General features: G+C 63.0%; 14 protein-coding genes and 1 pseudogene. 7 read left to right on the plus strand and 8 right to left on the minus strand.

Annotated features, from left to right (window positions below; genetic code table 11):
- The first annotated feature begins 160 nt into the window (after positions 1–160).
- Genes HFC70_RS18545 through HFC70_RS18555 form a run of 3 tightly spaced genes read left to right on the plus strand, consistent with a single transcriptional unit; the run spans position 161 to position 2,669 of the window.
- Positions 161–784 (plus strand): DUF1285 domain-containing protein, encoded by a 624-nt coding sequence (locus tag HFC70_RS18545; RefSeq protein WP_168474779.1) that lies wholly within the window; start codon positions 161–163, stop codon positions 782–784.
- On the plus strand, positions 781–1,416 hold the full coding sequence (locus HFC70_RS18550; protein WP_168474780.1) for a CoA pyrophosphatase: 636 nt from the start codon (positions 781–783) through the stop codon (positions 1,414–1,416). The genes HFC70_RS18545 and HFC70_RS18550 overlap by 4 nt, the downstream gene beginning before the upstream one ends.
- The gene (locus HFC70_RS18555; protein WP_168474782.1) at positions 1,413–2,669 is read left to right on the plus strand and encodes a CCA tRNA nucleotidyltransferase; all 1,257 of its coding nucleotides are present in this window, start codon (positions 1,413–1,415) and stop codon (positions 2,667–2,669) included. The genes HFC70_RS18550 and HFC70_RS18555 overlap by 4 nt, the downstream gene beginning before the upstream one ends.
- A gap of 365 nt (positions 2,670–3,034) precedes the next feature.
- Here the strand turns inward: HFC70_RS18555 and HFC70_RS18560 are convergent, their stop codons facing one another.
- From HFC70_RS18560 to hemF, 3 genes are all read right to left on the minus strand, one after another.
- Positions 3,035–3,220 (minus strand): DUF1059 domain-containing protein, encoded by a 186-nt coding sequence (locus HFC70_RS18560; protein WP_168474783.1) that lies wholly within the window; start codon positions 3,218–3,220, stop codon positions 3,035–3,037.
- 122 nt (positions 3,221–3,342) lie between these two features.
- A complete protein-coding gene (locus HFC70_RS18565; protein ID WP_168474785.1) occupies positions 3,343–3,618 on the minus strand; it encodes a hypothetical protein in 276 nt (91 codons plus the stop codon).
- Positions 3,619–3,810: 192 nt separating this feature from the next.
- The gene (gene hemF / locus HFC70_RS18570) at positions 3,811–4,725 is read right to left on the minus strand and encodes an oxygen-dependent coproporphyrinogen oxidase (protein WP_168474786.1); all 915 of its coding nucleotides are present in this window, start codon (positions 4,723–4,725) and stop codon (positions 3,811–3,813) included.
- 163 nt (positions 4,726–4,888) lie between these two features.
- Between hemF and HFC70_RS18575 the strand changes: the two genes are divergently transcribed.
- Positions 4,889–5,149, plus strand: coding sequence for a hypothetical protein (locus HFC70_RS18575; protein ID WP_168474787.1), 261 nt, complete (start codon positions 4,889–4,891; stop codon positions 5,147–5,149).
- Positions 5,150–5,387: 238 nt separating this feature from the next.
- A complete protein-coding gene (locus HFC70_RS18580; protein WP_168474788.1) occupies positions 5,388–6,347 on the plus strand; it encodes a flagellin in 960 nt (319 codons plus the stop codon).
- Positions 6,348–6,698: 351 nt separating this feature from the next.
- On the opposite strand, the gene HFC70_RS18585 is transcribed toward HFC70_RS18580, so the two are convergent.
- From HFC70_RS18585 to HFC70_RS18600, 4 genes and pseudogenes are all read right to left on the minus strand, one after another.
- Entirely contained in the window at positions 6,699–7,613 is a 915-nt protein-coding gene (locus tag HFC70_RS18585; protein ID WP_168474789.1) for a hypothetical protein, read from the minus strand.
- Positions 7,614–7,918: 305 nt separating this feature from the next.
- Complete coding sequence (locus HFC70_RS18590; protein WP_210259334.1) at positions 7,919–9,442, minus strand: cell envelope biogenesis protein OmpA; 1,524 nt, start codon at positions 9,440–9,442, stop codon at positions 7,919–7,921.
- 91 nt (positions 9,443–9,533) lie between these two features.
- A complete protein-coding gene (gene soxR, locus HFC70_RS18595) occupies positions 9,534–9,998 on the minus strand; it encodes a redox-sensitive transcriptional activator SoxR (protein WP_168474790.1) in 465 nt (154 codons plus the stop codon).
- Between the two features lie 95 nt (positions 9,999–10,093).
- A pseudogene (locus tag HFC70_RS18600) lies at positions 10,094–10,554 on the minus strand (tRNA (cytidine(34)-2'-O)-methyltransferase).
- A gap of 397 nt (positions 10,555–10,951) precedes the next feature.
- Between HFC70_RS18600 and HFC70_RS18605 the strand changes: the two are divergent.
- Together HFC70_RS18605 and HFC70_RS18610 are read left to right on the plus strand one after the other, a co-directional pair.
- Positions 10,952–12,808: an ABC transporter ATP-binding protein gene (locus tag HFC70_RS18605; RefSeq protein WP_168474791.1), complete on the plus strand. Its 1,857-nt coding sequence runs from the start codon at positions 10,952–10,954 to the stop codon at positions 12,806–12,808.
- Positions 12,809–13,133: 325 nt separating this feature from the next.
- Complete coding sequence (locus HFC70_RS18610; protein ID WP_168474792.1) at positions 13,134–15,059, plus strand: ABC transporter ATP-binding protein; 1,926 nt, start codon at positions 13,134–13,136, stop codon at positions 15,057–15,059.
- Here HFC70_RS18610 and HFC70_RS18615 read toward each other — a convergent pair.
- A complete protein-coding gene (locus tag HFC70_RS18615) occupies positions 15,040–15,984 on the minus strand; it encodes an endonuclease/exonuclease/phosphatase family protein (RefSeq protein ID WP_168474793.1) in 945 nt (314 codons plus the stop codon). The two genes, HFC70_RS18610 and HFC70_RS18615, sit on opposite strands and share 20 nt — an antisense overlap.
- Positions 15,985–16,151: the final 167 nt, after the last annotated feature.

Genomic DNA, 16,151 nt, shown 5'->3' on the forward strand with positions numbered 1-16,151 from the left:
GTGCTCTCCGTCTGGCTCCGGCTCACGGCGGGCGAATCGCACAACAGGCGCAATCGCTGCCTCTTAAAACAACTTATTCCCTAACGCCCCGCTGACAAGCGCGTTTCAAATGACTATCTCGTGACTATACCGATCCTAAGGGACAAACCGGGACGCAAAGATGGCAGCCGAGGAACTCAGCGCAACCAAAGACGCCGCAGGACTTGCCGCATTGATTTCGCGCGCGGCGGAGCAGACGGCGGGCGGAAAGGGCGGTTTGCCGCCCGTCGAGCGCTGGAATCCGCCGTTTTGCGGCGATATCGACATGGAAATCCGGGCGGACGGCAGCTGGTTCTACATGGGCACGCCGATCGGAAGGGCGCCGCTGGTGCGGCTGTTTTCGACCGTCTTGCGCAAGGACGAGGACGGAAAGACCTATCTCGTCACGCCTGTGGAAAAGGTTGGCATCCGCATCGAGGATGCGCCGTTCCTGGCCGTGGAGATGAGTGTCAGCACAAAGGACAGCGAACCGCTGCTGACCTTTCGCACCAATGTCGGCGATGTGGTGGAGGCCGGGCCGGAGCATGAGTTACGCTTCGTCATTTCCGGCGAGACCCAGCAGTTGAAGCCCTATCTGATGGTGCGGGGCCGGCTGGAGGCGCTGGTGTCGCGGCCGGTCATGTATGATCTGGTGGCGCGCGGCGAAGAGATCGAGATCGACGGCGTCGTGATGTTTGCGGTACGCTCCGGCGGTGCGGTGTTTCCGATGCTGCCGGCCGCCGAGCTGGACGCGCTGTCGCAATGAGCGGATTGCCCCTTTATTCGGCAGCCGAGTTCCGTCACCGGGCGCTGAACCAGATCGGCGCGCCGCTTGAGCATGCCTGGCGCGAGCATGGCGACCATATTCTCAATCCCGACAGCCTGCTGGAGGTCGAGGGGCGCAAGCTGAAGGACGCCGCGGTGCTGATCCCGGTGGTCGAGGACGGCGACGACGCCAAGGTGATCCTCACCCAGCGCACCACGCGGATGCGAAAACATTCCGGCCAGATCGCCTTTCCCGGCGGCGGCATCGACGAGGGCGATCTCTCCCCGGAAACGGCGGCGCTGCGCGAGGCGCAGGAGGAGATCGGGCTTGATCCGTCCTTCGTCGAGACGGTCGGGCGGCTGCCGCAATATCTGGCCGGCACGGGCTTTCGCATCATTCCGGTGCTGGCCGTCGTGCAGCGCGGCTTTACCGTGGTGCCGAACCCGGACGAGGTGGATTCCGTGTTCGAAGTGCCGCTGTCGTTCCTGATGAACCCGGCCAATCACCAGCGCGACAGCCTGCCCTGGCAGGGCATCGTCCGGCATTTCTATGTCATGCCCTATGGCGAGCGCCGCATCTGGGGCATAACGGCCGGCATTCTGCGCACCCTATATGAAAGGCTCTACCGATGACCAATCTCTCCGACCAGGCCTGGTTCGGCCAAGCGGCGCTGCGCACGGTCATGGGACTGCTGAACGCCGATGGAGGCGAGGCGCGGGTGGTCGGCGGGGCGGTGCGCAACAGCCTGATGGGCATGGCGGTCGCCGATATCGACATCGCCACGACGCTGCTGCCGCAGGCAGTGATGGAGCGCGCCAGGGCGGCGGACATCAAGGCCGTTCCGACCGGCATCGATCACGGCACCGTCACACTGGTGCTCGAGGGCCGGCCCTTTGAAGTGACGACGCTGCGCGCCGACGTGGCGACCGACGGGCGGCACGCGGAGGTGGCCTTCGGCACCGACTGGCAGGTCGACGCCGAACGGCGCGACCTGACGATCAATGCGCTTTATGCCGATCAGACGGGCGAGGTGATCGACCTGGTCGGCGGGCTTGCCGATATCGAGACGGGCACCGTGCGTTTCATCGGCGTGGCGGCCGAGCGCATCGCCGAGGATTATCTGCGCGTGCTGCGGTTCTTCCGGTTCTTTGCCTGGTACGGCCGTGGCCGACCCGATGCCGAGGGATTGCGGGCCTGCGCCTCTGCCCGCTCCAAGCTGTCGACGCTGTCGGCCGAGCGGGTGTGGTCGGAGACCAAGAAGCTGCTGGCGGCGCCCGATCCGGGCCGGGCGCTCCTGTGGATGCGGCAATCGGGCGTGCTGACCGAAATCCTGCCGGAGACGGAGAAATGGGGCATCGACGCCATTCCGGGCCTCATTGCCTGCGAACAGGCACTCGGCTGGGCGCCCGATGCGATGCTGCGGCTGGCCTCGATCGTGCCGCGCGATGTCGAGCGGCTGCAGGCGCTGGCGGCGCGGCTGCGGCTGTCCAAGGCGGAAGGTGCGTTTCTAGAGGCGTTCGCCTCGGCTCCGACCCTTGCCGACGATATCAAGGATGTGGCGCTCGACCGGCTGCTCTACCGCCACGGAAAGCCGGGCATAGTCGCTAACCTGAAGCTGAAACTGGCCTCCGTGCGGGCCAAGGCGAACGGCGATCCGGCCGCCATGGGGCCGGCGGCGCGGCTGGGCGTCCTGCTGGCGCGGGCGGAAGGTTTTGCCAAGCCCGTCTTCCCGCTCTCCGGCGCCGACGTGCTGGCCGCCGGCATTGCCGCCGGACCGGAGGTCGGGCGCATTCTGCAGATGCTGGAAACGGAATGGGTGGAGCGGAACTTCACGATCGACCGGGCGACGCTGATCGCTCGGTTGGACGATGTCATCCGGACCTGAGATGCTCTCCGTTTGATCGGCTTTGTGCTGCCAAGGTCAGCCCCTCATCCCCGGCGCAACGCGTTGCGCCTGACCTGCCGGCACCTTCTCCCCGTATGCGGCAGGGCATAGCATATTCGAAAAGACCCTCTCTGGCCTGGCGGCCATCTCCCCCACAAGGGGGAGAAGACCCAGCCGAAACCGCTCGATTCCATTCGTAGACCGTACGACTGGGTTAAGCCCTCCCCCTTGTGGGGAGGCTTTGGGAGGGGACTGTTTTCATATGCGATTGCTCTCCCCGCTTGCGGGGAGAGGTCGGAGCAACTTGTTGCTCCATGGGTGAGGGGCAAGCCCAAGGCTTGTGTTGATCGAGTGGAAACCTGACGTCAGGCGGCCTGGGCCTTGTCGGAAATACGAGCTTTGATGTTTTCGATCATGTTTTCGCGGATGATCGTTTCGCCATGGGCGCTGCGCATGTGCTCGACGGCACGGCGCACCACTTCGGCTTCCTCATCGGCCCGCGTATGCCAGCTGCATCCGGGGACCAGTGAACCGCATTCAAACTGCTTCATAGCATGTCTCCTCTTCGACTGGGTTCTACAGCCGGGAGACTAGCACGAAATGCCGGTATGCCCAAACAGCGGACCTCCCTCCCGCTGCCTTTCGAGCCGGCAATCCGTGCCAGGCGTTGCCTTTATTCGGGCATGGCCCAGGCGTGAAAGACCGAAGCCGGGCCGTTGACCGCGGTCTTGCGGACCTGTCCTGACGTTTCGTTGGCATTGTCGGCGCTCGACAGATCGAGGCCGGCGAGCTGCAGCTTGGCCTGTTCGACGAAATAGGAATGGGGCAGATCGACGTCGCTGGATGCCCGCAATTCTTCAGCCAGTCGGTCGATCAGTTCAGCGGTCCCCAGCGAGCGTTCGCCGGTTGCGCTGCCTGCGGGAATGGGCATTCTGTCATAGGCAACCATTGCAATCCTCCTCCTGAAAATCACCAGAAAACGATACCATGGTCGTAGCCCATTCCCAATGCAATTTGGTGTCGCAGGGCCTGGCGCAGGCGTTTCAGTTAAGATTGCATGAGGTTCTCGGCCATTGCCTGCCACACGGGGTACGCTCTGGTTCATTTATGGGCAGAAAAGGCGGGCCGAAAGGGCCAAACCTTAAGGCCAGCGCACCACCGGCGGCATGGAGGAGAGAATTGATTCGACGTTTCCGCCGGTCTTTAGGCCGAAAATCGTGCCGCGGTCGTAGAGCAGGTTGAACTCCACATAGCGGCCGCGGCGCACCAGCTGCTCGTCACGGTCGTCTTCGGTCCAGGGCGTGTTGAAATTGACGCGGACGATCTTCGGATAGACCAGATTGAAGGCCCGGCCGACATCCTGGACGAAGGCGAAATCCGCGTCCCAGCCGCCGGCTTCCGAGGGGGAGCGCAGCCAGTCGAAGAAGATGCCGCCGACGCCGCGTGCCTCGCCACGATGCGGCAGGAAGAAATACTCGTCGCACCATTGCTTGTAGCGCGGATAATCGGCAACGCCGGCATGCCGGCCGCAGGTGATTTCCATGGCGCGATGGAACAGTTTTGTATCGGCATCGTCCTGGGTGCGGCGGCGATCGAGAACTGGGGTCAGGTCGGCGCCACCGCCGAACCATTGGCTCGAGGTGACCACCATGCGGGTGTTCATGTGCACGGCCGGCACATTGGGATTGACCGGGTGGGCGATCAGCGAAATGCCCGAGGCCCAGAACCGCGGATCCTCCTCGGCGCCCGGCATCTGCTTGCGGAATTCCGGCGAGAATTCGCCATGCACCGTGGAGGTGTGAACGCCGACCTTTTCGAAGACCCGGCCTTCCATCATCGACATGCGCCCGCCGCCGCCGGCCCCGCCGTCGCGCTGCCAGTCCTTGGCGATAAAACGGCCCGGCTGGCGGTTGGACAGCGGGCCGGTCAGGTCCTGCTCGATGGCCTCGAAGGAGGCGCAGATGGTGTCGCGCAGGGTTTCGAACCAGGCGCGGGCCGTCGCCTTCTTGTCTTCGATGTTGTCCGGCCAGCCCTTTGGCAATTCAGGTCGTTCCATGGATAGTCCCTATCTCCGCCGAGCCTCTCGCTTCGACTCGCGGACCCCGCCTTGGAATTATCAGGTCAGGTCTGTCTCGACCAGTAAAGCTAAGGGCTCTCCCCGTTTTTCGACTGGAAAAATGCCGGCTTCGATCGTATCTTGAACGGCCAGAGGTGTGTTCATGACGAAAATGCCCAAAGTTCCGCCGCTCGACGGATTGAAGCGCAGAATTGCCCGGCACCGGCAGGACAATGCCGGGTGGACGGAGGGGCATTTTGTTCGGCAGACCTTCTGCCTCACGCGCGACGAGGCCCGCGCCAAGGCGCGCGAATGGTTCGATGCATTTCCAAAGGCCGCCTACTGGACGGAAGTGGAGAGCTGGCGGCAGCTCGATGGCGACCGTATCGAATTCACCATGCGGCGCCTGCCATCGGCCGACTGACCTGGTCTGACCGATTTTTGAACCGGAAACGCTGGTTTTCCAGGTTTTCGCAGAAATCCCTAAAGTTCTAATGAAAGCTTAAACCGTCGGGCAATGCGGTGGCGCTAAAGGTAGTGTCGTGGCGAAGCTGTCCCCTTGTCTCTCGAGGGCCGGTGCAAGGGCATGAGGCCGGTCGTCACGACCCGGACGGCAATCGCGCCGCCGGTCGATCGGCATCTTTTCTCAAGTCAGGCACTCCATGGTCAGCGTATCCCTGAATTCGACATCTGCCTCGGCCCTGTCCCTGTTGACGGGATCGACCAAGGCGCTGGAAGCAACGCAGACCAAGGTCGCGTCCGGCCGCAAGGTCGACGAGGCGGCCGACAATGCCGCCTACTGGTCGATCGCCACGACGATGAAATCGGGCAGCCTGTCGCTGTCGAGCGCCGAGGATGCGACCGGCCTTTCGGCCGCCATCGCCGATACGGCAGCACTCGGCATGGAAGCGGCGACCAGCATCGTCTCGGACATCCAGGCCAAGCTGGTGATGGCCAAGGCGGTCGGCGCCGACAAGACGGCGATCAATACCGAGATCAGCCAGCTGAAGGAACAGCTGGGCACGATCGCCTCTTCCTCCTCCTTCAACGGCCAGAACTGGCTCAATCTGAGCGAGGGCCAGGCGCCGAAGGTCACCTCCATGGTGTCGTCGGTGACCACGGATTCCTCCGGCGACCTGTCGGTCAATGTCATCGACTTCGACACCGCGCAATCGGCGTTGGTCAGCAAGGAGAATGCCAGCGATGGCGTCTTCACGCGCTCCTATTTCGGGCTGACCTCCAGCGGTTCGACCTACGAATATTATCTGCTCGATGCCGATTCCGCCGTGCCGGCCTCCGCCACAGCCAGCGAAATCGCCATCGACGACAATACCTCGTCCAGCGAGTTGAACGGCATGATCGCCGCGGTCAGCACCATGCTGGCCGACATGACCGATGCGGGTGCCGCAATCGGCGCGACCAAGAGCCGGATATCGGCCGGCACCGAATTCCTCCAAGATCTGCAGGATATCACCGATATCGGCATCGGCCGTCTGGTGGATGCGGATCTCGAGGAAGAGGCGGCCAATCTGAGCGCCCAGCGCGTCCAGCAGCAATTGCAGACCATCGGCCTCAACATCGCCAACAACCAGCCGAAAAGCCTGATGACGCTGTTTACGTGATGGCGTGAAGGATGCGATTGATCGCCCTGCTTGTTGTTGAAGAGCGGGGCATTACCGCATGGGTAGATCAACCGAGCAAACGACAGAGCCAGTTCGCCCCCCTCTGCCCTGCCGGGCATCTCCCCCACACGGGGGGAGATCGACTCGCGGCACGCGCGCGCCTGGCTCGGAACCCTTGAGAGTGCTGAATTGATTATCTGAGCAAAACGGCTGGCCGGTTTGGATTGGCCGAGCCGGCAACCTCTTGCCGATCTCCCCCCGTGTGGGGGAGATGCCTGGCAAGGCAGAGGGGGGTAAACCGCGGATCGAACCGTCGCTATCCGTCTTAAAACAAAAAAAATCAGGCCGCTGTCACGCAGCAAAACCCTGGAAAAGCCCCGGCGAGCGGTTGGCGATGCTGACGCCGGCGGCGGCAAGGCCGGTGCTGGCCTGGAAGGCCCGGTCTTCGAGGCTCGCTTCGTCAAGATCGTCCACGTCCGCCGACAGGTCGGCAACGTCCTGCAGCAGCGTTGCGGCCTCAGGCGTCACGCCGGTCATGCGCTCGGTCAGGTCGGCAAGGCCGTCGATGGCATCGTCGAGGGTTGCGATCATGCGGTCGGTGGCGGCGATCATGCCGTCGAGTGCCTCCGGCGTGGTGTTGTCCGAGACCGTGATCCGGCGGGCATTGGCGGAAGCCGGATTGAGCGAGCCGGCATCGATCAGATAATGGCTGTAGGCGGTGCCGTTTTCGCTGCGTCCGGTGACGGCGCGGGTCAGCATGCCGTCATCGGCATTGCCCCGGCCGACCAGCACAGTCTGCGTGGCCTTCAGCGTGGCGGTTTCGACGGCCAGATTGCCCTCCTCGTCGGTGGAGACCGAGGCGATCAGCTCCCGGTCGCGGGGCGGCTGGCCGAAGCCGAGTTCCAGGCCGTTGCCGCGGCCTTCGATCACGACATCGCGGATCTGCTCGGTCAGATCGGTGATGGTCGCGTCGATCGCGCCGCGTTCGGCATTTTCGTCAAGCGCCTCCTCCAGCTGTTCCTTGACCGTACCGACCAGGCCGCGCACGGTTTCCAGATCGACGACGAGGGTATCGACGCTGGAGCGGTCAAGCTCGGCGGCGTCCGACAGGTTGAGCATCGACGGCTGCCAGTTGCCGGCCTGCGGCACGGGCATGAAACCCTGGGGTGCTGTCGAAGAAGAGGATGGGGAGGTGTTGGAAAGTCCTGCCGGCTGGGCCGGTGCGACCGCGAAGCTGCGGGTCGAAAGGGAAGGAATGGTCGTCATGGCTGCCCCGTTTTCTTGTTTTTGTTGGACACAGCGTCTGATGCGCTGTTCTTGGGCTATATAAGAACATGCAAACGTGTCTGTCTCTTTTTGAGAACCGCTAAAATTTTAGCAAAATGGCATTTTTTTTGGGTAGGCGGGAGAGATGGTGCGGTTCGTTCGCGTGATGCGTGCCATCACCCGCTTCCATGTGCCCCTTACCCTTTCTGCCCTGCCGGGCATCTCCCCCACACGGGGGGAGATCGGAGTGCCGCAATCGCTTTGCCTCAAACCGATGCTGACGTTCCACGTTTCCCTGGCAAACTCTATCGCTTGCCGGCGGGTTTGCCGCGTGGCTTGCCGCGCAAGGGCGGTTTTGATTTGGTAGGGGACGGCGGGGCGAGAATAGGCGCCGGGCTGTCCGGCTCGGAGACCGCCATTGTTACCGCCGCGGTCGCCGGCTGTTCCTCCGCAACAGGGGCGATATCGGCCGGAGCTTCAGCCGCGATCGGTTCGGGCGCAGTCGGCAAGTCCTCCGCCGGCACCGCATCGACGGTCGGTGGCACGAGGGCCGGTTCTTCCACCGGTGGGGCGAGGATGGATGCTGGGCTGTCCGGTTCGACGCTTGCCATTGTCATCGGCGCTGCCGGCACGTCCCCGGCAAGAGATGATGGATCGGCAGGCGCTTCAGCCTCAGCCTCGACTGCTGCCGCTACCGGCTCATCGACAACGGTAACCTCTTCGACGGGTGGTGTCTCCGGGGCAGGTTCCTTGACCAGCCGGAGCGGGGCCGGCGGGAGAGGCGATACGCTAACCGGCGCGGTCTCTTCTGGCGGGGCAGGTTCGGGCATCACGGGAGCCGTGGCTTCGACCGGGCTTTCGTCCGGAGCGGGCTCGGCTGCCGCCTTGCCAGGGCCAAGGATGTCTTTCAGGGTGCGGGTGACGAACAGGCAGAGCGGCAGGTCGGTATTGGTGGAATGGCCGGCGCGCGGTACGCGGATATCGGCTTCGATGCGCGGCCGCGAGTTCATCTCGCCATACCAGTCGAACTCGCCGATGACGTCGACCACATCGGTAAAGGCCGGCGGCATGGTGATGCGTGCGCCGAAGGTGACGATGCGAGCCTTCTGGCCGAGGGTGGCGAGCCGTTCCGGTGCGGTTTGCTTCAGGGCATAGAGCGCTTCCGACAGCACACGATTGCCCTTGGAATGGCCGGTCAACAGGGTGAAGCTGAGATCTGGATGGCCAAGCAGCGTCTCGACCGTATCGGCGTCGAGGCTGGCGCGGCGAGGACTATCGACCTCGAGATGGCGTTCCTGATAGGCGCCGAGATGAGGACGGCCGACCATGTCGTCGATCACTTCGAGGTCGTTGCGCAGGAAGCCGAGCGGCCCGAAGAAGAAGGCGCCGCCCATGGCTTCGGTCAGGATGTCGCCGAGACCGTAGCCGGAGACGACAGCGGCCACCGGAGCGCCAACGGCATCGGCGACGTTACGGGCAAAGGCGGCAGCACCGGCTGCCGAACCGCCGATGCCGGCGACCGCCAGCACATGCACGTCGCGCCCGCCGCGCAGCAGATATTCATCAATGCTGTCGCAGAGCGTCAACATGCCGCCGCCAGTCGGCGGTACGATCATGATAAGGCCTTCGGCGGCGATCGCATCGCTGATGTAGAAGGTCTCTTCGGCAGTCAGCGCCTTGATGTCGTAGAAGAGGGCGTCGAGGCCGGTATTGCGCAGTCGCCAGATTTCCAGCGCCGCATTGCGCATCGGTCGATGCTGCAGGCGCTCCGGAAAAGACAGGCTCCGGGCGAACTGGGTCAAACTCAGGGTGAATGCCGTATCGAACATCAGGCCACCTCATCGTTTTACTGCTGGTTGTGACCGTGCCACAGTTTTGCCGGCCCGCCAAGTGCGGCACTTTAGCAATTGCGTAAAGGTTCTATGACGGCTCGAGCAGGACCGGCCCGCTGCCGGCCTCTGCCAGCGTATCGCCGGGGTTGCGCAGGGGACAGTCGTCCATCGACAGGCAGCCGCAGCCGATGCAGCCGGTCAGGTGGTCGCGCAGTGATTGCAACTGGGCGATGCGCTGGTCGAGCTGATCGCGCCATGTTTCCGACAATCGCGTCCAGTCGGCCACCGTGACCGGCCGATCATGAGGCAGGACGGCCAGGGCGGCACGGATCTCCGACAGCGGTATGCCGGTGCGCTGCGCCACCTTGATGACGGCGATGCGGCGCAGGATGGAGCGGGGATAGCGCCGCTGGTTGCCGGCATTGCGGTTGCTGGCGATCAGGCCCCTGGCCTCGTAGAAATGCAGGGTGGAGACCGCGATGCCGCTGCGCGTGGCCACTTCGCCGACGCTCAGTTCGCGCTTGGCGGCCTCCGGCCGGGAGATTTTCGTCATGCTGTTGACCTCAAGTTTGCTTGAGGTTTTATAGAGGAGCCTTGCCGATTTTCAAACTAGGACAAGGATCTCCCTTCATGGCGTCTCCAATGGCCTCAGTCAAAGCCGGTCTGGCGCAGGGCCTCGCCGGCCATCATCGCCACCGACATGGCGATGTTCAACGAACGCTGGCCCTCGACCATCGGGATCAAAAGCCGGGCATCGGATTTTTCATGCACGGCATCCGGCACGCCGGCGCTTTCCCGGCCGAACAGCAGGATATCGTCAGGCCGGAAGGCGAAATCCGTGTAGCGGCTGGCGGCTTTGGTGGAGGCCAGAACCAACCGTCGGGCGGTGGTGGCGCGCCAGTCCTCGAAGCGATCGAAGTGACGTGGCGGGTCAGCGCAACGCTTGCGAGATAATCCATGCCGGCGCGCTTCAGGTTGCGGTCGGAAATGTCGAAGCCGGCCGGCTCGATGATGTCGACGCCAAACCCCAGGCAGGCGGCAAGCCTGAGGATCGTGCCGGTATTGCCGGCAATGTCGGGCTGGTAGAGGGCGATGCGGATCTGGGTCATGGCTTTGCTTTACGCGATCGCCCTGCTCTTTCTCAAGAGCCCAGGCATGGGGCCTTATGGTTGTGGTCTAACGGCAACAGGTGGCCGACAAAGGCCGACACTTGCTGTTTTCCGGCTTTTCAAGCAGCCGGGAGGCGTCTAAAAGCGACGTCATCTTCAACGCGAACTAGGGAGGCCTTCATGATGTCCATTGCCAAGATGCGCTTCCCGGTGCCGGATTTTTATCCGCAGGCGTGACAGCGATCCCGTCGCTTTTTTCTTGTAATTTCCCCCTCTGATTGTCCGTGCGGCCGAATTGCGGCCTCGCCCCTTTTGGTTCCAGGCCCTTGTGCCGGCGCGCGGCTTGATTGCCGTTCGATGCCGGTCCGGCCGTCAAAGACACGACTGGAGCATGTCCATGTTCAGCTGGTTCGAACAGCGCCTCAATCCCTATCCGGAGGAACAGCCGGAACTGCCGCCGAAGGGCTTGTTTGCCTTTTGCTGGCACTATGTGAAGCCGGCTGCCCCCTGGCTCTTCCTGCTCGGCCTGTGCTCGATGCTGATCGCCGTTGGAGAAGTGTTTCTCTACCAGTTCCTCGGCAATATCGTCGACTGGCTGTCGAAGGCCGATCCGAACACGTTCCTGGAGCAGGAAAGCGGCCGGCTGATGTGGATGGCGGCGCTGCTCTTGATCGGCCTGCCTGTCGTCGGCTTCCTCCATACGCTGACCATGCACCAGGTTCTGGCCGGCAATTTCCCGATGATTGCCCGCTGGCAGATGCATCGTTTCCTGATGCGCCATTCGATGAGCTTCTTTGCCAATGAATTCGCCGGCCGGGTGGCGACCAAGGTGATGCAGACATCGCTGGCGGTGCGCGAATCGACGATGAAGATCATTGACGTCTTCGTCTATGCCATCAGCTTCTTCGTCTCGATGCTGGCGCTGGTTGTCGCGGTGGACTGGCGGCTGGTCCTGCCGCTGGTCGTCTGGCTGGTGATCTATTGCGTGATCCTCGGATATTTCATTCCCAAGCTGCGCCGGCTCTCCAGCGCGCAGGCCGATGCGCGCTCGATGATGACCGGTCGCATCGTCGACAGCTATACCAATATCGCTACCGTCAAGCTGTTTTCCCATGCCGGACGCGAGGAGACCTATGCCAAGGGCGGCATGAACGCCTTCCTGGAAACGGTACACCTGCAGATGAGGCAGATCACGCTGTTGAATTTCTATGTCGACATCAACAATGCCATCGTGCTGTTTGCCATTTCGGCAACCAGCATCGCCTTCTGGCTGAACGGCGCCATCTCGGTGGGTGCGATTGCCATCGCCATCGGCTTGTCGATGCGCATCAACGGCATGTCGCAATGGATCATGTGGGAAGTCTCGGCGCTGTTTGAGAACATCGGCACGGTCTATGACGGCATGGGCATGATGACCAAGCCGCATGACATCGTCGATCTGGCTTCGGCTCGGCCGCTGGCGGCGCCGAAGGGCGAGATCGTCTACGACCGCGTCCGCTTCCACTATGGCAAGGACAAGGGCATCATCGAGGACTTCTCGCTGACCATCAAGGCCGGCGAGAAGGTCGGCCTGGTCGGCCGCTCCGGGGCCGGCAAGACGACGCTGATGAACCTGCTGCTGCGCTTCTACGACCTGGAAAAGGGCTCGATCACCATCGACGGCCAGGACATTTCCACGGTGACGCAGGACAGCCTGCGTTCGCTGGTGGGCGTGGTGACGCAGGATACCTCGCTGCTGCATCGCTCGATCCGCGACAACATCGCCTATGGCCGGCCGGAGGCGACAGATGCCGAGATCATCGAGGCGGCCAAGCGCGCCAATGCCTGGGATTTCATCGAGGGGCTTTCCGACATGCAGGGCCGCAAGGGGCTCGACGCGCAGGTCGGCGAGCGCGGCGTGAAACTGTCGGGCGGCCAGCGCCAGCGCGTGGCGATCGCCCGGGTGTTCCTGAAGAACGCGCCGATCCTGATCCTCGACGAGGCGACCTCGGCGCTCGATTCGGAAGTGGAAGCGGCGATCCAGGAAAGCCTGTTTGCGCTGATGGAGGGCAAGACGGTGATCGCCATCGCGCATCGCCTGTCGACGCTGACCCAGATGGACCGGCTTGTCGTGCTCGACAAGGGCCATATCATCGAGACCGGCACGCACGCCCAACTGGTGGCCCGCGGCGGCATCTATGCAGACCTGTGGAACCGCCAGTCCGGCGGCTTCCTGGCCGACGAAGTGGCAAGCACGGAGGCCGCGGCGGAATAGCTGGTGGCTCAGGCTGTTGATAAATCCGTAGCCGAGGCTTTTGTCGTTTGCAGCCGCGTTGCCTCGTACTCCATCATCCCACACTTGATGCGGGATCCAGTGTGATCAAGTCCTTGATCACGAAAGACTCTTTCACGGCGCAGACGCGCCGTGACTAGATTCCAGCTTTCGCTGGAATGATGGAAGAGTGGGGCTCGCCGATGCTGGAGCTGACTTTGTCAGTCTCAAGACCTACACCCTAAAGCCACGTTTCATTACCGAATTATAATCTCGCCGGGCCCGCATTTTCTTGGATGCGTCGCAGAATCCGCCTATATCGCTTTCCATGTCGTTTCGCTCCATCGCCCGCCTGTTCGAATCCTGGATCAATCCCTTTGCCCGCCGTGACGATCTGCGGCCGCCGGAGAGTACCTGGGCCTTTGTCTGGTTCTATGTCCGCCAGGCCAAATGGGCCTTCGTCGCCATGGCGCTGTTCGGCGGGCTGGTCGCCATGCTGGAGGCGGCGCTGTTCTGGTTTGTCGGGCGGCTGGTCGACGTGCTCGACACGGTGTCGCCGCAGGCCGGCTGGGACGGATTGATCGCCAGCCACGGGCTCGAACTGCTCGGCATGCTGCTGGTCGTGCTGATCGGCCGTTTCGTGGTCGTGACTTTTGGCGCGCTGGTCGAGGAGCAGGTGATCGTCCTCAATTTCTACAATCTCGTGCGCTGGCAGGCCTATGTGCATGTGGCGCGGCAATCGCTGTCCTTCTTCCAGAACGATTTTGCCGGCCGTATCGTCACCAAGGTCTGGTCGGCGGGGCAATCGACCGGCGACCTGCTGACCGCGCTGCTGCAGGTCGGCTGGTTCATGGCGATCTACACCATTTCGACCATGGCGCTGGTGGCACAGCTCGACTGGCGGCTGGCGGCGATCATTGCCGCCTGGGTGGCGGTGTTCGGCGTGCTGGCGCGCATCTTCGTGCCGCGCATCCGCCACCATGCCCGCGACACGGCGGAAACCGCATCCATGCTGAACGGAAGGCTGGTCGATTCCTACAGCAATATCCAGACACTGAAACTGTTCGGACGCGAAGAACAGAACGACCATTATATCCGCGACGGTTTTGACCGGTTTCAGGATTCGATGCGGCCCTTTGCCCGGCTGCTGACCGGCGTGCGGGCGTCGCTGGCCTTGCTGTCAGGCATCATGATCGTGACGATCGCGGCGCTATCGATCGACCTATGGTTTGCAGGCGCCATCACCGCCGGCGGCGTGGCCTTCACGCTAGGCCTGGTGCTCAGGCTCAATATGCTGCTGGGCCGCATGATGACGCAGTTGAACGGCATCATGCGCAATATCGGCACGATCCAGAATTCGGCCGAGCTGATTTCCAAGCCGATCGGCCTGACCGATGCCGAGGGTGCCGCGCCGCTTGCCGTGCGCGAGCCGGAGATCCGCTTCGAGGATGTCTCCTTCCACTATGGCCGCAGCAAAGGGGTGATCGACCATCTGACGCTGACCATCCGGCCCGGCGAAAAGGTCGGCATCGTCGGGCGGTCCGGCGCCGGCAAGTCGACGCTGGTCAACCTGCTGCTGCGTTTCTACGACGTGGAGCAGGGGCGTATCCTGATCGACGGGCAGGATATTTCCAAGGTCACGCAGGAAAGCCTGCGGGCGCAGATCGGCATGGTGACGCAGGATACCTCGCTGCTGCACCGCTCGATCCGCGACAATATCCTGTTCGGCCGCAGCGATGCCTCCGACGAGCAGCTGCGCAAGGCGTCGCTTAGGGCCGAAGCGCTGGATTTCATCGAGCGGCTGGAGGACCAGCGGGGGCGCCAAGGCTTTGCTGCCCATGTCGGCGAGCGCGGCGTGAAACTGTCGGGCGGCCAGCGCCAGCGCATCGCCATTGCCCGCGTCATGCTGAAGGATGCGCCGATCCTGGTGCTGGACGAGGCGACATCGGCGCTCGATTCGGAAGTGGAAGCGGCGATCCAGTCCAATCTCGACCGGTTGATGCAGGGCAAGACGGTGCTGGCCATCGCTCACCGGCTGTCGACCATCGCGGCGCTGGACCGGCTGGTGGTGATGGACAAGGGGCGGATCATTGAGCAAGGCACCCATGCCGAACTGGTCGAGAGCGGCGGGCTTTACTCGGAACTCTGGGCGCGCCAGTCCGGCGGCTTCCTGGCCCTCGACGAGGAGAGCGACGAGGACGCTCCGACTGAAACGCCAGAGCATCTTTCGGGTCTCAGGCGGCCGGCGGAATAAGGATTTCGGCGATCAGGCCGTAATGATTGGATCCCAGACTGTCGTCCATGCGCTGCAGGGAAAGCGGGACGATCGCCGGCGAGACATAGATATGGTCGATGGCAAGCCCGAACGGACCGGCGGCGATCGGCCAGGTCGCGGGCTCCCAGCCGGTGGTGGTCATGCCGGTGACGTGAAGGAAATCCTGCATGTCGGGGGCGATGGTCGCTGCGTTGAAATCGCCGGCCAGCACGAAGGAGCCGCCGGTATAGCCAATGATTTCTTTCAGGATTTCCAGCTCGCCGCCGTGATAATCGTCGAAATAGGGTTTGGTCAGATGGGCCGCGGCAAAGTGCACCGTGCGGCCGTTGATGTCGATATCGGCCATGGCGAATCGATCCTTGCGCAGGTCGCTGAGGGCGGCGACGAGCGGCTCACGGATCGGCAGCTTCGACAGCAGCATCAGGTCGCAGGTGTCGGTACGCTCTCCACAGCCGATGCGATAGGGATAGGCGGCCGACAGTTCGTTCAGGAGCGGCTCCAGCGGGCCGGCCTCCATGATGAAGGCGACATCGGCTTGGGAGGCAAGGATCGTCTCTACGATTCGGTCGGCATTCTCGTTGTTGTTGCCGAGCACGTTGAAGGACAGGATCCGCAGCGTCCGGGCGCCGGCGAGCGCCGGTGCGACGGCCGATGGCAGAACCTGCCATTGCATGACAAGCGCATGCAGGGTGACCAGCAGGGCGGCGGCAAAGATCGCGACGGGGTAGGGGCCTCGGCTAAGAGCGTAGCACAGGGCGGCTCCCACGATTACGGCCACGCCGATATGGACCTGCAGGCTGTGGACAAAGGCGAACGGCCAGAGGTTCACGGCATAACGCAGGCAGATGACCAGCAGGCAGAGGGAAAGAATGGCGCCAAGGGCGCAGGAGGTCTTCTCTCTCATCGTGCTCCGATAATCGTTTGCCGCGATGCCGCTTCATCGCGGGCCGACCATGCACGAGATATGTGTGCGTTGCAACATGAGCGGACTTTCCTCGACGCACCGTGCACAGGCGACGACAAGTGCCGTCAAACGCAGAGTGATCCAATGGCTGCAACGCCGAAGTTTTT

Source organism: Agrobacterium sp. a22-2, assembly GCF_012276985.1.
Classification (GTDB): Bacteria; Pseudomonadota; Alphaproteobacteria; order Rhizobiales; family Rhizobiaceae; genus Allorhizobium.

Coding starts and splice junctions, on each gene's coding strand:
- HFC70_RS18545 (WP_168474779.1), top strand. CDS start 161: ATGGCAGCCGAGGAACTCAGCGCAACCAAAGACGCCGCAGGACTTGCC.
- HFC70_RS18550 (WP_168474780.1), top strand. CDS start 781: ATGAGCGGATTGCCCCTTTATTCGGCAGCCGAGTTCCGTCACCGGGCG.
- HFC70_RS18555 (WP_168474782.1), top strand. CDS start 1,413: ATGACCAATCTCTCCGACCAGGCCTGGTTCGGCCAAGCGGCGCTGCGC.
- HFC70_RS18560 (WP_168474783.1), bottom strand. CDS start 3,220: ATGAAGCAGTTTGAATGCGGTTCACTGGTCCCCGGATGCAGCTGGCAT.
- HFC70_RS18565 (WP_168474785.1), bottom strand. CDS start 3,618: ATGGTTGCCTATGACAGAATGCCCATTCCCGCAGGCAGCGCAACCGGC.
- hemF (WP_168474786.1), bottom strand. CDS start 4,725: ATGGAACGACCTGAATTGCCAAAGGGCTGGCCGGACAACATCGAAGAC.
- HFC70_RS18575 (WP_168474787.1), top strand. CDS start 4,889: ATGACGAAAATGCCCAAAGTTCCGCCGCTCGACGGATTGAAGCGCAGA.
- HFC70_RS18580 (WP_168474788.1), top strand. CDS start 5,388: ATGGTCAGCGTATCCCTGAATTCGACATCTGCCTCGGCCCTGTCCCTG.
- HFC70_RS18585 (WP_168474789.1), bottom strand. CDS start 7,613: ATGACGACCATTCCTTCCCTTTCGACCCGCAGCTTCGCGGTCGCACCG.
- HFC70_RS18590 (WP_210259334.1), bottom strand. CDS start 9,442: ATGTTCGATACGGCATTCACCCTGAGTTTGACCCAGTTCGCCCGGAGC.
- soxR (WP_168474790.1), bottom strand. CDS start 9,998: ATGACGAAAATCTCCCGGCCGGAGGCCGCCAAGCGCGAACTGAGCGTC.
- HFC70_RS18605 (WP_168474791.1), top strand. CDS start 10,952: ATGTTCAGCTGGTTCGAACAGCGCCTCAATCCCTATCCGGAGGAACAG.
- HFC70_RS18610 (WP_168474792.1), top strand. CDS start 13,134: ATGTCGTTTCGCTCCATCGCCCGCCTGTTCGAATCCTGGATCAATCCC.
- HFC70_RS18615 (WP_168474793.1), bottom strand. CDS start 15,984: ATGAGAGAGAAGACCTCCTGCGCCCTTGGCGCCATTCTTTCCCTCTGC.